The sequence below is a fragment of the Enterobacter sp. I4 genome, assembly GCF_022669095.1.
Taxonomy (GTDB): domain Bacteria; phylum Pseudomonadota; class Gammaproteobacteria; order Enterobacterales; family Enterobacteriaceae; genus Enterobacter; species Enterobacter pasteurii.
Genome location: NZ_JALBUO010000001.1, coordinates 886,046 through 901,527, shown reverse-complemented (window position 1 = coordinate 901,527; position 15,482 = coordinate 886,046). Strand labels below are relative to the sequence as shown.

Genomic DNA, 15,482 nt, shown 5'->3' with positions numbered 1-15,482 from the left:
CCCTCCTAAAGCGGTAAGAACCAGATGACGCTGATGGTGCCTTCCCGGAATTTGCCGCTGCCGCTCTGGTGGCCGGGATAACGTGTGCCGGAGTAGTTTGCATACTGAACTGAGAATGAACCTGGCGTATAGCCCGCGTAGCCAAAACTATAGCTGTAGTCACCGTTCCAGGGCTGTTGCTGGCTGCTGTCCGGGAACCAGAACGCCGTGGCGCGCACGAAGAAGTGCTGCTTAAAGGTATAGCCACACCCGCTCAGCACCACGTTCTTGTTTTTGCGGATATCGTTGCTGTCCAGATCGTAATAGCGCGGAACCCAGCTGTAGCCCACCTGGCAAATGATGGAGTCGCCCTTGTTGATCAGGAGGGTATTCTCCACGGGCTTCGGCAGGGAAAATTTATACGCCAGGGTCACGGCCCCCTGCTCAAAATAGGTGTGACGACGGGTACCTGACGTCCAGAAGCGGTTATCCCCGTAATTGCTGTAAACCAGGCTCACCGTGTTGGCATGCCAGTCGTCATAGCCAAAGCTGTAGCGAAAATCGGCCGTATAGCGGCTGGTGTCCGTCACCGGCAACCGCGACGTCACGTTCGCAAACCAGTAACTGTAGGGTGAGTACTGCAGGCTGAGATTGAGCGTCTGGTTGTATTTTCGTTTCTGCTCTGCGCTGTCGGAACTGTTAGGGATGGTCATCCACTGCTCTTTCAGGCCGGAACTAAAGCTCAGCGCGCCAGAGAAGACGTCCTCATTCCCGGAGAACAGGCGCCCCCACCGGCTGGTAAACACGCCCATCTGCACCGGCTCGTCGTTTTTATCGCGTAGCGCTTGCGCATCGTCCTTCGGCGCCGACTCTGCGCCAGCGGCAACGCACAACAGCGCGCAGGTCAGCAACAATTTATCCCGCATCTGCCCTTCCTTAGTTAGGTATCCAGCGCGCGGCGACGTTATATTTCGCCATCAGCCACAGCACGCCCAGCGTCGCCGCGTGAATGAAGGTGTTCACAACCCAGGCCTGGCGCCACAGATCGAACGTGACGAACTGGCTTACCAGGAACACGACGTAGACGTGCAAAATAAAGGTATAAAGCGAATGCTGGCCCAGCGGGATAAGAAACCAGCCCGCGAGGCGATACAGGGGCTGCCAGCACCGGGTCAGCAGCAGATAGACCGTCACCATCAGGCAGATATCGTTAAGTACCCTGACGGGTCCCAGGCCATTTTTTGCCGCCCAGGTATGGTAAAACGCGTTAAAGTCCTCCGGCGAAAGGCTGTGCATTAGCAGCGCGGGCGGCATAAACGGGTTGGTATGGTTCTGGGCAATAAAGCCAAGAACCAGCGCAATCATCACCAGCGCCACGAGCACCACCTTACCGGCGGGCGTGCGGGCAAAGGAGATCAACTCCTCTTTGTACCAGCCGCTGCACATTCCCAGCACAAAAATAAACTGCCAGGCGAGCAGCGGAAATGCGAATTCAAACTGGGACGGCGTCACCCGCACCGGCCACACCTGCCAGCAGCCGTAGACGAGCAACGACAGGCCCAGCAGCCAGTAGACGTACCCTCTCTGAAGCATTCCCAAAAACAGCGGGCTTAACAGCAGAAGAAAAATATAGAGACCCAGGATTTGCGTTTGATGAGGGCCAATTTGCAGGTAGAGGACAATGTTAAACCAGGTTTCCTTAATTTGCGGCGTCACCGGATACAGTGACCAGGCTGTACCCGAGTAACGATCGGTAAAATGGGTAACCTCATAGACGTTAATAAACGGCAGATACCCTAACAGCAAAAATGAAAGAATAATAATGATATTTACGCGATATATTTTCCACGCGCGCAGATAAAGCCCCCAGGATATAGTCAACAATACCGCTTTTTGCAATCTGGCGCGGTTTAACATTCCCAGCATAAATCCGGAAAGGATGACAAAACCTTCGGCACCGGTTGTCAGGCCAAACCTTTCCCAGGTAAATATATTAAATATCGACATCACCTCCGTGTGCGCTACCACCATCATCACTAACGCGATACCGCGCATAAAATCAATACGTAAATCACGTTTATCCGACAGAACGTAACGCCAGGTCGTTGTTTTTTCGATATCTTTCTTTATAAGCACAGGCGCAATCTGGCTCATGGGGCGTCGCGTTCTCCATGCTAAAAAGTTTCTTGTATTTTATTTAGATAGCGTAAAGAAATGCATCTGGCAATTTTTGAAAACGCTTACGATATTATTAAGCGTAGGTAACGATTATTTAAGCATGCGTAAACGATCGCTTTTTCACACCTCTGGAATTATTTTTTCCACCATCTACACTTACTTTACTTTTTGTTTTAGCGGACGTTATTTTTTGTTTTTCGCTCCCTGTCGGCAACGGGTCTCTTATTAATCGCTATCGTGGAATCAGGATATCCTTCTCTATGGATTTTTATTTTTCCCGTTTTGAACATCGCCAGCCGCCTGAACCGCTTAAGACACCGCGCTGGGTAATGCTCACATGGCAGGTACTGGCGGTTGCCGCGCTGATTTTAGGCGCTAATTATCTTTACTGGCGCTGGACAGCCTCCTTAAATACCGACGCGCTGTGGTATGCCATTCCGCTGGTGCTGGCTGAAACCCTGGCCTGGATCGGCACCGTGCTGTTCACCATAAACCTGTGGAAAGAAGAGGATCCGCCGCAAACCCCGCCCCCCGCTGAGATCAATGATTGCCTGCGCCCCGAAGACGCGGAAGCAGCGAGACCGATAAAGGTCGATCTCTTTATCGCAACCTATTCAGAAGATGTGGAGCTGGTCAGGCTGTCTATTCGGGACGCCATGAAGATGGATTACCCCTTCCCGCTGGACTACAGGGTGCACGTGCTCGATGACGGCCGACGCCCGGAAATGAAAGCCGTCTGCGATCGGGAAGGTGCCAACTACATCTCCCGGCAGACCAATATTGGCTTCAAGGCCGGCAATTTGCGAAACGGGCTTGAGCAAACCGACGGCGATTTCCTGATCATTTGCGATGCCGATACCCGGGTTTTCCCAACCCTGCTCAGCCACACGCTGGGCTATTTTCGCGACCCTGACGTGGCCTGGGTCCAGACGCCGCAGTGGTTCTTCGACCTGCCGGAGGGGGAAAACCTCGCGCGCTGGCTTGGGCGAAAAGCGGGCAAAACGGGATACGGGCTGGGATGGCTCGCCCAGAAGCTTATCGGGCCAGTAACCGTTGGTCGCGATCCCTTTTTTAACGATCCGCGCATGTTTTATGACGTGATCCTGCGCCGGCGAAACTGGGCCAACGCCGCCTTCTGCTGCGGTGCGGCCTCTGTCCACAGGCGCGAAGCGGTAATGCAGGCGGCGCTGCGCAGCTACGTCTGGACGGTTGAAGAAGAGATCGATCGCCACACGCGGGATATACGCGATCCGGTCATGCGCGAAACCCTTCAGGACGCCATGCGCCCTCACGTGGCCTTCGACACAGAACTTACGCCCTATAAGTTTCACGTATCGGAAGATATTTATACCTCAATCCTGCTCCACGGCGATGCGGCCCGCCGCTGGCGCTCGGTAATGCACCCGCGGATCGAATCGAAAATGCTCTCTCCGCAGGACATGCTGACGTGGATGATCCAGCGCTTCAAATACGCTGCGGGTTCACTGGATATTCTGTTCCACGACAATATTTTCAGCCGCCGCCGTTTTAAGCTCTCTTTGCCGCAAACCCTGATGTACGCCACCACCTTCTGGTCCTATCTGGCCTGCGTGTGGAACACTATCTTCCTGATATCGCCCATTATTTACCTGTTTACCGGTATTCCGCCTGTATCAGCGTGGTCTGAACCCTTCTACCTGCATTTTTTGCCCTTTTTTATTGTGTCGGAGCTGGCGTTTATGTTCGGCACCTGGGGAATATCAGCCTGGGATGGCAGAGCATCGTATCTCTCTTTCTTCTCCATGAACCTGCGCGCCCTCGACACGGTCCTGCGCGGAGAGCAGATCAAATTCCACGTCACCCCCAAAGAGCGGCAGACGGGGCGCTTTCTTTATCTGGTAAAACCGCAGATCGCCATCGTCGTGCTCACCCTGGCCGGGCTGATTTGGGGCGGTTTTCAGGTCGCACGCGGGCAGGTTGACGATCCGTCCGGCTACGTCATCAACATCTTCTGGGGCGCAGTTAATATTGCCGCCATGCTGCCGCTGATCTTCGCCGCCATGTGGACCCCGGCGGAAGAGGAGGTGAGGGAATGAGAAAACGCGACGCGCTTTTGTCAGCCCGCAGCTACCTCACTATCCTGCTCGGCTTTCTGCTGGGATTCGCTATTGTCGTCTGGGTTGAAAAACAGATGCCGACACGCGTTGAGAGCAGCGCGGGGATGTCGCTGAGTAACGATTTCCCGCCCTTGCCCGCTCCGCGTGAACTGACATTCGAAGAAGCGATCTGGGCGCGGGTGGCCTGGCAGTATTATGTGAACAACACGCAGCCGAATGGCCTGGCCAACGCGCACGACGGGGAACCCTGGCTCAGCCTGTGGAGCACCGGCAGCTATCTTTTTGCCGTTGCGGCCTCAAGGCAGCTCAACATTCTTACTCCCGACGAATTTGATGAACGCATCGCGGCCGCGCTGGCCGCCCTCGCCAGCCTTCCACTCAATCCCCAGGGGCTGCCCGCCGCCTATTACCATGCCGACACGCTGGAAGCCCTGGGCAAACCGGACGCCTCGGCGATCGGCATGGGCCGCCTGCTAAACGCCCTGCAAACGCTGCTGTGGCGCTATCCTCAGCATGCTGGCGCCGTGCGCAGTCTGCTCGATCGCTGGAAGACGGGCGCCCTGATTGCCAACAGCACCACCAGCCAGGCCGCGGTCCCGCTACACCACTGGGCGCTGGCGACGGACGAGCCGCGAAACAGCTTCGGCTACCGTCTTTATGCAAGCCATACGCTTCGGCTGATCGACAGCGCGGCGGGACTGGCGGTAACGAACCCGCCAGAAGGGCAGCAGATGATCGACATCGACGGAATAATGGTGCCCGACGAAGGGCTGCGCACGCCGTGGGGTCGTCAGCCTTCGCTTATCAGCCTTCCCTATTTATTAACGGGCCTCGAGCTGGGCTTTGATGCGCAGAGCGCAGAAATCACGTGGCGCATTATGCAGATCCAGCAGCGCCGTCATAGCCTGCGGGTCCGCAAGCCCCCGATCAGCACCGATTACGCCGAGCCCGCGCCGGATTACGTCAACGATCTGCCGGATCGCCAGCCGCTGCAAAACAGCGCCCTGCTTGACGCCACGCCGGAGCAAACGGCGATTACCTCGACCCGCACCGCCTTTGCCTGGTACGCCCTGTTCCGCAACGGCTGGAGCGAAGCGCTGCGCCAGCAGGTGCAGAAGCTACAGGTACCGGGCAAGGGCTGGCAGCGCGGGCTTAATCTTAACAGCAGCGTCAACGATATCGTTGACGCCGATACCAATGCCGTCGTCCTCGAAAGCCTGGCGTACATTGCCCACGGTCAGATGCTTTGTCTGGCCTGCCCTGGCCCCGCCACTCCCCCAACCTCTTCAGCAGGAGCGAAGCCATGAAGCTGAAATCAATACTCTTTTTTCCTCTTCTGGCCGGGCTTGTGGCGTGCTGGCTCTCACTCGCTGCGGCACAGGCGACGACCGGGCTTCCCGCCTCGGACTACCCTCCGCGCAGCGGCGACCTCACGCCCCGGGAGATGACCATTGCCAAAAACGCCTGGCAATATTTCGTGGCTAACTACCAGCCCACTACCGGCCTGGTGAATGCGGTCAATAAATTTCCCTCAACCACCATGTGGGACAGCGCCTCCTATATGGCCGCGATGACGGCCGCAAGGGAGCTGGGGATTATTGATAAAGCTGAATTCGATCGCAGAATGCTGAAATTACTCGCCACCCTGAACAAACTGGATTTGTTCCGCAACGAGCTGCCCAACAAAGCCTATAACACCATCACCGCCCAGAAGGTTAACTACCAGAACAAGCCTGGCGAGATTGGCTTCTCGGCGCTGGACATCGGCAGGATGCTGATCTGGCTGAAGGTCATTAAGGAGCGCTATCCGGAATACGGCAACAGCATTGATAACGTGATGCTGGGGTGGAATTTCACCAACGTTATTAACCCCTGCGGAATGATGTACGGGGCCTACCTGGAAAACGGCCAGCCGAAGTACGTGCAGGAGGGGCGGCTGGGCTACGAAGAGTATGGTGCCGCGGGCTTTGCGCTGTGGGGCTTTGGAACCTGTCAGTCCAGCCAGCCTCAGCCCTACGAGCTGGCGGAGATCTACTGCGTAATGGTGCCCTACGACTCGCGCGATCCGCGCCTTACCAACCAGCATAATTACGTCGTAACCGAATCCTATGTGCTTTACGGCCTGGAATTTGGTTTCGACAAGCCGACGGACAGGGAAAACAGTCCGCGCGACTACTCCCATCCGTGGATGAAAAACTTCGCCGACAGGGTTTATCAGGCTCAGGAGAATCGCTACGCCATCACCGGTATCTTATCCGCTCGCTCTGAGCATCAACTCGATAAGTCCCCCTACTTCGTCTACGACACCGTATTCAGCGACGGCTTCAACTGGAACACCATCACCGATAAGGGGCTATACGTTCCCAACACGGCCGCCGTCTCGCTGAAGGCGGCGCTCGGGATGTGGGTGCTCTGGAACTCGCCCTATACCGACCGCCTGCTGGACGCCATTGAAAACGCCAACGAGGCGGACAAAGGGTACTATGAAGGGCTGTACGAAAACGGCGACGGCCCCATCAAAGAGTTCACCGCCAATAACAACGGCATCATGCTGGAAGCCTTGCTGTTCAAAAAAGAGGGCAAGCTGCTGCAGTTCAACAGCGATAACCCCAAAGACCGCAACTTTGCCCCCTCCCTGTGGGAAAAAAAGCTGGTGGATCTGTTTGAGCCAAATAATGCCTCGCGCAACCGTCCATTCCTGAACGGTACGCCAGCGGTGAAGACCTGGTGTGAACAGACCGGGACTACCCTGCGCGCCAAACCCGCCTGCCAGGCCTGTCAATGTGCCACCTGTAATACGGACGAGCCTGTGAAACTGCCGCCGGTGACCGCACAATGCTTAAGACCTTAGCCCGCTGGCTGGCTGCTGCCGTCCTCATGCTTATTATCACCTTCGCCCTGTTCGGCCGGGAGGGCGCAGGGTGGCGCTGGCTGACCAAAGGTGGCTGGCACACCACCGCGCGCATCAGTAGCCTGACCCCGCAGGAGCGGGAGTGGGCGCGTATCGCCTGGCGCTATTTCGAGAATAACACCCAGCCTCAGACGGGGCTGGTTAACGGCAGCGATAAGCAGCCGCGCGTTACGCTGTGGCAAATGGGCGATACGCTAATCGCCCTGCTGGCTGCCCGCGAGCTGGATCTGATCCGGGCGGACGAGTTCGATGCCCGGCTGACGCGGCTGCTCGGAACCCTTAATCGCCTGACGCTGACCGAAACCCGCACCCCCGGCAGGCTCTATTCCAGCCGAACGGCCTCGCCCATCGACTTCACGGGAAAACCGGCGCAGCGCGGATGGTCGGCGAAAGATATGGCGCGGCTGATGCTGGCCCTGCGGCTCGCTGCCGAGCGGGCGCCCGAGTACCGCGAATATCTGGATAAAATCATCCTGCGCTGGAACTTCTGTCCGGTGATGGATAAGGACGGGGAGCTGTGGTCTGCGTCGGTGCAGAACGGGCAGCCGGTGGTGCGCGATGAACTGCGGCTGGGTGAAAGCGAATATGCTGCCAGCGCGTTTCGGCTGTGGGGATTTCCATCGGGTAAGGCATTTTCTCCGCCTTCTCAGAACGTCATCCTCTACCAGCGCAGCCTCGCCGTTGACGCGCGCGATCCAAGAACGACCTGGCAGCCGTCGCTGCTCTCTACCCTCCCCGCCATGCTTCCGGGCCTGGAGTTTGGCTGGCAGCCGCCCGGGGTGGCCTCCGATATTCAAAAAACGCTGCGCGCCCGGGCCGAAGGGGTATGGCTCAGCCAGAAAACGCGCTGGGAGCGCGACGGCGTGCTCACCGCCCGCGCCGATTTTTACCTCTCCCGTGCGCCCTGGCGCGTCGAGGACGCCGTCTGGGGGAATGGCTACGCCTGGAATACGTTGGGCGATGACGGTAAAAGCTATCCCCGGCTGGCGCAGGTGACGACGAAAGCGGTCTTTGTGCTCTGGACGCTGTGGCAGACCGAATACACCGACGCCCTGATGGCCGTAACCCGACACCTGAATAACCCGAATCAGGGCTGGTTTGAGGGCCGCGTTGAGGCAACCGGCGACATCAACCCGACGCTCACCCTCTCGACCAACGCCATGGTGCTGGAAGCGCTGCTGTACAAACACAACGCCGGGCCGCTGTTTGAAAACGGCCTTGTGGAAAACGACGGCTATTTTGCCCGCCGCACGTCGGATCCCTTCAACCCGCCCGGCCTCTGCCTGCCGGGTGAACGTGGCGCGAGGGCCGCACCATGAAATTTTATCGCGATCTCTTTGACGCCAGCCTGAACCGCGTCCTGCCGGAGAATGATAAACGGCACTTTTTCGAGGCGTTCTGGGAGACTTTTATCCATATGTCCCCCGAAACGGAGCAGCACTTTGCCGGGGGCCAGGGCCGGGATGGCCAGCAGATGATCTTCAAGAGCTTTTTCGCCATGCTTGCCGTTGACGGTGCGCTCTTTGTGCCAGATTTTCTGGAACGCCTTGCGCGGGAGCAGAGCGATGAAGGGCTGCGCCTGCCGCCGCGATTTTTCGGCCTCTGGCGGGAGGCAATGCTCAGGACCGTGCGCGCCTGCGATCCCCTTTGCGATGAGGAGATCCTCACGGCCTGGGCGATGGCGATTGCGCCCGGGCTGGAGTATCTGCGCCGCCAGGCGGAGCTGCACTATCAGGCCAGAGGTGAGTAACCATGCGAGCCACATCCCGTTTCGATCTCAACGCGCTGCCCGTGGGGGTGATGATTTACGATCCCGCCGAGCGTCTGCTGGCCTGGAACGACCAGATAACGCGCTTTTACCCGGTGATCGCCCCCTGGCTGAGCGCCGGCGCCACCCTTGAGAGCCTGGCGGAGAAATTTATTGATGCAGGCTACAACATTGACCCCACCCGCCGCCGGACCCTGCGGGAAGCGATCGTTCGCAACTGCCGTCAGTTAAGCCATCGCGAGGTGCGCCAGTCGGGAAACCGGCGGCTCTACGTGCAGCATCAGCGTCTTGCCGATGGCGGCATCCTCAGCCTGCATACGGATATTACCGAGCTTGACGACGCCCAGCGCTCTCGCCACCAGCTGCACGATGATTTTTTACTGACCGCAGAGTCTATTCAGATCGGCATCTGGAACTGGCAGGTCTCTCACGACAGCCTGGAGGTTAACGATACGCTGCTGGCGATGGTGGGTCAGTCGCGCACGCAACTGCACTACCCGCTGCGCTTTTTACTTAACCTGGTCCATGAAGAGGATCGCGCCGTCCTGCGCAACGCGATGATTGCCTCTAAGCAGGAGCATATGCCGGTATTCGAATGTGAAATTCGCGTGCAGCACGCGACCCAGGGCTGGCGCTGGATGCTGATCTCGGGGCAGGTGGTTACGCTCAGTATGCAGCAGCAGGCCGAACGGGTCATCGGCACCCTGCAGGACATCACCCGCCGCAAGGAGGCCGAGCTGCTGGCCATTGAAGCGGCAAAAGTGGCCCGGGAGGCCAACGAGGCGAAAAGTGCCTTTCTCGCCAACATGAGCCACGAAATTCGCACCCCGATGAACGGCATTCTCGGCATGACTCAGCTCTGTCTGGACACGCAGCTCAATCCCGAGCAGCGGGAATACCTGACGCTGGTAATGAGTTCAGCCCAGTCGCTGCTGCACATCATCAACGACATCCTCGATTTTTCCCGCATTGAGTCGGGCAAGATGACCGTCGATACCGAGCCGCTGGAGATCCGCCCCTTCGTGCAGTCGCTGATCCGCCCGCACATGCCCGCCGCCAGCGAAAAGGGCATCGAGCTGCTGGTCGATATCGCTCCGGCGGTGCCGGACGTGCTGATAGCCGACGGCCCCCGGCTGCGTCAAATCCTCACCAACCTGCTGGGCAACGCCCTTAAGTTCACCCATCAGGGCGAGGTTTTGCTGGCGATAGAGCCTGCGGAAAGCGAAAAAGAGTGGCGGTTTCGCATTCGCGACAGCGGCATTGGCATCCCTGCCGGGAAACAACAGGCCATCTTCGAGGCTTTCAGCCAGGCCGACAGCTCCACTACCCGCCGCTACGGCGGCACCGGCCTGGGGCTGACCATCTCCGCGCGCCTGGTGAAACTGATGGGCGGCGAGCTGACGGTGCAGAGCGAGCCGGGCGCAGGCAGCGAGTTTGCCTTTACCCTGCCCCTGGAGAGCCAGCAGGCCCCGCCAGCCGCGGGCGCGCCCTTAGTACGCTTCAACGGCGAAGCGGTCCTGGTCGTGGACGACAACAGCACGAACCTGCGCCTGCTTGACACCATGCTTCGTCAGATGGGCCTGACGCCGACCTGCGTTGACAACGCCGGGGAGGCCTTAATCCTGGCCGCAAAAGGGGGGCGCTGGCCGCTGATCCTGCTTGATGCCCAGATGCCGGACATGGACGGCGTGTCGCTGGCCCTTGAGCTTTCCGTTATGCCACAGGCCGAGCAAAGCCACATCATTATGCTCAGCTCCATGAGCCGCCATTTCGACGCCAGCATGCTGAAGCGCATCGGTATCGCCCGCTATCTGCATAAGCCGGTCGCCCAGCGTGAGCTCTGTCAGACCATCGCCAGCGTCCTTGCGCCTGCCCCGCCTGCGTCCCCCGCCGCTGCGCCCGCTCCTGCGCCCGTTACGGCGCAGGCCGGTCTGCGTATCCTGCTGGCCGAGGATAACCTGGTGAATCAGAAGGTCGCCAGACGCCTGCTTGAACGGCTCGGCCACCGGTGCGAGGTGGTAAACAATGGCCGCGAGGCCCTTGAACGCTGGCGCGAACAGCCCTGGGACCTGCTGCTTATCGATCTGCAAATGCCGGAAATGGACGGGGAAACCGCCATTCGCCTGATTCGGGAAGCCTCGCGCGCGCAGGGGCGCGACCATCAGCCCGCCATTGCGATGACCGCCCACGCCATGCAGGGCGACAAGGAGCGCTGTCTGGCAATGGGATTCGACGGCTATATTGCCAAGCCGGTAAGTCAGGAGGCGCTTACGGAGGAGATAGCCCGCGTTATCCCCGGTGAAGAAAAGGGGCTACCGGACGAGACGCACCTGTTAAAACAGTGCGCGGACGATCCCGGGCTGGTCAATGAGCTGCTGGCGCTGTTCGGCAGCGGCCTTGACGAGGCGGTGGCGGCCATAGCGTTGAACATTGAGCATGATGATCGCGAGGCCGTGCGGCGGGCCGCTCACAAGCTTCGCGGCGAAGCAGTCACCCTCGGCTTCAGCGCTCTGTCCGACGTGCTTCAGCAGATTGAGGGTAAGGCGCTCTCGCAGACCCAGACCGGGCTGCGCGCTTCACATGGCGATCTTATCGAGGAGGCCAGACGCTCTGCGGCCTGGCTGCGCCGCAGAGCGCAGGAGGTTAAACATGATCCCTAGGCTTCTTCTGCTGCTGGCGTTGAGCCCCCTGCTGGCCCAGGCCAGCCAGCCGATTACCTGGTCACTGGCCGGAACGTGGCGCGTGCATGACGCCAGCCTCAGCACCTTTGACGGCGCCAGTGCGCCTGACCGCGGCTGGCGAGAAATTCGGGTCCCGGCCAACTGGTACAGCGCCGGATACGATCATCAGGGTGCCCTCTGGTACCGCCACGAATTTACCCTGCCCCGGCGCGCGCCCGATACCATGGCTACCCTGGTCTTTGATGGCGTGGACTATTTTGCCGACGTCACGCTCAACGGCAGGCATCTTGCCCGTCACGAGGGATATTTTCAGCGCTTCTCCGTAGACATAAGCGATGCTTTACAGCGATACAACAGGCTCGCCGTGCGGGTAGACAGCCCCTGGGAAGATCCGAAAAAAATCTGGCCGCTGCATAAAACGCTGTTCAAAGGCGTGCTTAACCAGCACGACACTCGCCCGGGCGGGGCCTGGGCAGAGAATGGCCAGGACGCCAACTCCGGTGGGATCTGGGCACCGGTGAAGCTACACCTGAGTCGCGGCGTGACTATCGATCAGGTGATCCTGCGTCCGGACTGGCGCGAGGGGCTGGGCAAGCCCGCTCTGCACGCCGAGATCCGCTATCGGGCGTTATCTGCCGGTCCCGTCACCCTGCGCCTGTCAGCGACGCCTGATAATTTCTCCGGCACGCGCACGGAACGGACGTTTCCGGTACAGATTGCGAAAACGGACGGTAAGCCGCGCTCCCTCAACGTCACGCTGCCAGTGAAAGACGCGAAGCTCTGGTGGCCTGTGGGCTATGGCAGGCCAAATCTCTACCGGGTGCGTGCAACCCTGGTGGATGAGCAGGGGGTGATGGATACCGCGGTGACCCGTACCGGCCTGCGCAAGATGGAGGCGCAGCCAGAAAACAGGGGCTGGCTGATCAATGACAGGCGCCTGTTTATCAAGGGAAGTAATTACATCGGCTCCCCCTGGCTCAGCACCATGACGCGCAAGAAATATCGCCGCGACTTCAGGCTGGTGCAGGCGATGAACGCCAACGCGATACGCGTTCACGCGCACGTGGCAGGCCGGGCGCTTTACGATGTGGCTGACGAAATGGGGCTGATGATCTGGCAGGATGTACCCCTGCAATGGGGTTACGATAACAGCGACGCCTTTGCGGACAATGCCGCGCGGCAGACCCGCGAGATGGTCGAACAGTTTGGCAACTCTCCGGCCATTATCGTCTGGGGTGGTCATAACGAGCCGCCGTGGAATTCACCGTGGATGGAAAAACGCTTCCCCGACTGGAACAAAACCCTTAACCAGACGCTGACGAAACGCGTGGGAGACGCGCTTGCGCAAGACACCTCGCGCATTGTGCATCGTTTTTCCGCGGTGGAAGAACACTACTGGGCCGGATGGTACTTTGGCACGATGCGCGATCTCCTTGGCCCCGCCAAAACCGCGATCATCACGGAATTTGGCGCTCAGGCGCTACCGCGATTCTCAACGCTGAAAACCATCATCCCCGCCCGCCTGATGTGGCCGAAAAGCACCGCCGCCGACGATCCCGGCTGGACGCACTGGAAATACCATAACTTCCAGCCCTTCCAGACCTTCAAATTTGCCAATATTCCGCGGGGCAATACCATTCAGGAGATGATTGCCAACACCCAGCGTTACCAGGCGGAGCTGGTGGCAATGGCGGCGGAGAGCTATCGTCGGCAGCGCTATCAGCCGGTTACCGCCCTCTTCCACTTTATGTTTGTTGAAACCTGGCCCTCCATCAACTGGGGCGTCGTGGATTATCTGCGTAAGCCTAAACCGGGTTACTACGCGCTGCAAAAAGCCTATCAGCCCATTCTGCCGTCGATTGAACCCGTGACGGCGGTGTGGCGTGAGGGAAGCGAAGCCACGGTTCGCCTGTGGGCAATCAATGACACCTGGTCCGCCTGTGAGGCGTGTCGTCTGAAGTGGCAGGTGAAGCAAAATGGTCGGGTGCTGGCTAAAGGCACAACGACCCTTACGCTTCCCCCGGATTCGGGCAGCAGGGTAAAGGAGATCGCCGTCACGCCGGGCAGCAGGCATAACGTTACCATTGAGTATGACATTGCGGATCGCGCCGGTAAAACCGTGGGGAGCAACCTGCGCCTGGAGAAGGTAGAAGGCCCTTCAGCGCAATAAGCTGAACACGCGCTGCACCAGAAGGGCTCCGCTTGCCTGCGCTGGCTAACCGTCGCTGCTGTTTACCCCCGGCATGCCGGCCTGCATTTTCAGCGCGTTAACGAACCAGCGTCCGGCCGGGCCCGGCGGACGTTCTTCCAGGTGCACCGCCTGCATGGAAAAACCGGGCCCGACGTCGGGCTGCATCTGCACGTTCAGCGTGACCAGTTTTCCCGCCGCGAGATCCTCCTCAACCATCGGCAGCGGCATATAGCCCCAGCCAAGCCCGGCGCGCAGGAAGGCGTGCTTCGCGCCCATATCCGCCAAATGCCATGTCTTTGACGACATGACGCCAAAGCTCCGGCCCGCGGTAAGAGAGGAGCGGTCGGCCAGCACCAGCTGGACGTGCTCCTGTAAAAGCGAGCGCAGGATCGGGCCAGACGCGTCAGCCAGCGGGTGCCCGGGGGAGACAACGGCCACCGCGGGCACGCTGAGAAGAAATTCAGCGGTGCAACCCGCCGGGAGGTGCGGCAGCGAGCCGGTAATCGCCACCCGGCAGTGGCCGTCCAGCAAAGGCTGGAGCACCGCCCCCAGCGCCTCCACGTACAAACGCAGCGGCGTGTCGGGAAATGCCTGATGAAACGCCTGCACCGCAGCGGTGAGCCGGGCAACGGGAAACATCACATCGACGGACACCGCCAGCTCAGGCTCCAGCCCCTCTGCCAGGGTGCGCGCCTTCGCCTTAAACGCGTCCATCCCGGCCGCGGCCAGGCGTGCCGCTTCCAGCATGGCGACGCCCGCCTCCGTCAGCTTCGGATAACGTCCGGAGCGATCGAATAACGGAAACCCGACCTGCGCCTCAAGGTTTGCCAGCGTCGCGCTGACGACCGACTGCGCGCGCCGCAGCCTGCGCCCGGCGGCGGAAAAACTCCCCTCATCAGCCGCGGCAATAAAGGTGCGCAGCTGATCAACAGACATACCGTCCAGCATGTATCGCTCCGGCAGATGGATTCCATCTAATTATATAGGCTATTCAGATAGGTTAAAGATTACTACTCTCTCTGCACGTTCACTACTCTTCATTGAAGGAAATTCAGCATGAAAACAACAACTGTGGGTATTATCGGCGCTGGCGCTATCGGGCAAGCTTTTGCGGGGCAGCTGGTTAAAGCGGGGATAAACGTTATTCTTAGCAACAGCCGCGGGCCGGAAAGCCTGGCCGACGTGGTTGAGAAACTGGGCCGCGGGGCACGCGCCGGCACCGTACGCCAGGCCGCTGAAGCCGATATCGTTTTCGTCAGCACCAACTGGGACAAAACCGAAGCCGCGTTAAGCGGCATCAGCTGGGCAGGTCGTATCCTGATTGACGCCACCAACCCGGTGCTTTTGCCTGGCTACAGGCTGGCTGAGCTGGGTGGGAAAAACTCAAGTCAGGTCGTCACCCGCTGGGCTCCGGGGGCGCGCGTGGTCAAAGCCTTCAACACCCTGCTTGCCGGGGTGCTGGCTCAGGATCCGGCGCAGGCGGGCGGGCGTCGCGTCGTCTTTATCTCCGGAGACCATGCTGATGCGAAGGCGGAGGTCATCGCGCTGGCCGGGCAGCTGGGTTTCGCAACTATCGATTTAGGCAGCCTGGAGGTTGGCGGTACGCTTCAACAGTTCCCCGAAGGGCCTCTTCCGGCGGTAAACCTGGTTCAACTGGCATAGCAAAGGGCAACGATAA

The 15,482-nt window shown here is 59.4% G+C and carries 11 protein-coding genes; 8 read left to right on the top strand and 3 right to left on the bottom strand.

The genetic code is table 11. The features are described from left to right. Positions 1-5 precede the first annotated feature (5 nt). Together MOQ06_RS04220 and opgC are read right to left on the bottom strand one after the other, a co-directional pair. Positions 6-905: a hypothetical protein gene (locus MOQ06_RS04220; RefSeq protein ID WP_148421454.1), complete on the bottom strand. Its 900-nt coding sequence runs from the start codon at positions 903-905 to the stop codon at positions 6-8. A 10-nt stretch (positions 906-915) separates the two neighbouring features. Next, the gene (gene opgC / locus MOQ06_RS04215; RefSeq protein WP_242171387.1) at positions 916-2,133 is read right to left on the bottom strand and encodes an OpgC domain-containing protein; all 1,218 of its coding nucleotides are present in this window, start codon (positions 2,131-2,133) and stop codon (positions 916-918) included. Positions 2,134-2,417: 284 nt separating this feature from the next. Between opgC and MOQ06_RS04210 the strand changes: the two genes are divergently transcribed. From MOQ06_RS04210 to MOQ06_RS04180, 7 genes are read left to right on the top strand one after another with little or no spacing between them, the layout of a single operon-like run. Beyond that, on the top strand, positions 2,418-4,232 hold the full coding sequence (locus MOQ06_RS04210) for a cellulose synthase catalytic subunit (protein ID WP_242171379.1): 1,815 nt from the start codon (positions 2,418-2,420) through the stop codon (positions 4,230-4,232). Beyond that, a complete protein-coding gene (locus MOQ06_RS04205) occupies positions 4,229-5,560 on the top strand; it encodes a DUF3131 domain-containing protein (protein WP_242171376.1) in 1,332 nt (443 codons plus the stop codon). Before MOQ06_RS04210 ends, MOQ06_RS04205 begins: the two co-directional genes overlap by 4 nt. Then, complete coding sequence (locus MOQ06_RS04200) at positions 5,557-7,104, top strand: DUF3131 domain-containing protein (RefSeq protein ID WP_242171373.1); 1,548 nt, start codon at positions 5,557-5,559, stop codon at positions 7,102-7,104. The genes MOQ06_RS04205 and MOQ06_RS04200 overlap by 4 nt, the downstream gene beginning before the upstream one ends. Next, on the top strand, positions 7,089-8,483 hold the full coding sequence (locus MOQ06_RS04195) for a DUF3131 domain-containing protein (RefSeq protein WP_242171365.1): 1,395 nt from the start codon (positions 7,089-7,091) through the stop codon (positions 8,481-8,483). Before MOQ06_RS04200 ends, MOQ06_RS04195 begins: the two co-directional genes overlap by 16 nt. Next, a complete protein-coding gene (locus MOQ06_RS04190) occupies positions 8,480-8,914 on the top strand; it encodes a globin (RefSeq protein ID WP_176609685.1) in 435 nt (144 codons plus the stop codon). Before MOQ06_RS04195 ends, MOQ06_RS04190 begins: the two co-directional genes overlap by 4 nt. Positions 8,915-8,916: 2 nt before the next feature. Continuing rightward, the gene (locus tag MOQ06_RS04185) at positions 8,917-11,592 is read left to right on the top strand and encodes a response regulator (protein WP_242171363.1); all 2,676 of its coding nucleotides are present in this window, start codon (positions 8,917-8,919) and stop codon (positions 11,590-11,592) included. Beyond that, complete coding sequence (locus MOQ06_RS04180) at positions 11,582-13,783, top strand: sugar-binding domain-containing protein (RefSeq protein WP_242171361.1); 2,202 nt, start codon at positions 11,582-11,584, stop codon at positions 13,781-13,783. The genes MOQ06_RS04185 and MOQ06_RS04180 overlap by 11 nt, the downstream gene beginning before the upstream one ends. Positions 13,784-13,828: 45 nt before the next feature. Here MOQ06_RS04180 and MOQ06_RS04175 read toward each other — a convergent pair whose 3' ends face one another. Then, positions 13,829-14,752, bottom strand: a complete 924-nt coding sequence (locus MOQ06_RS04175; RefSeq protein WP_242171358.1) for a LysR family transcriptional regulator — start codon at positions 14,750-14,752, stop codon at positions 13,829-13,831. Positions 14,753-14,860: 108 nt separating this feature from the next. Between MOQ06_RS04175 and MOQ06_RS04170 the strand changes: the two genes are divergently transcribed. Continuing rightward, positions 14,861-15,466 carry an NADPH-dependent F420 reductase gene (locus tag MOQ06_RS04170; RefSeq protein WP_242171357.1) on the top strand — a complete coding sequence of 202 codons (606 nt, stop codon included), beginning with the start codon at positions 14,861-14,863 and terminating at the stop codon, positions 15,464-15,466. The last annotated feature ends 16 nt before the right edge of the window (positions 15,467-15,482 follow it).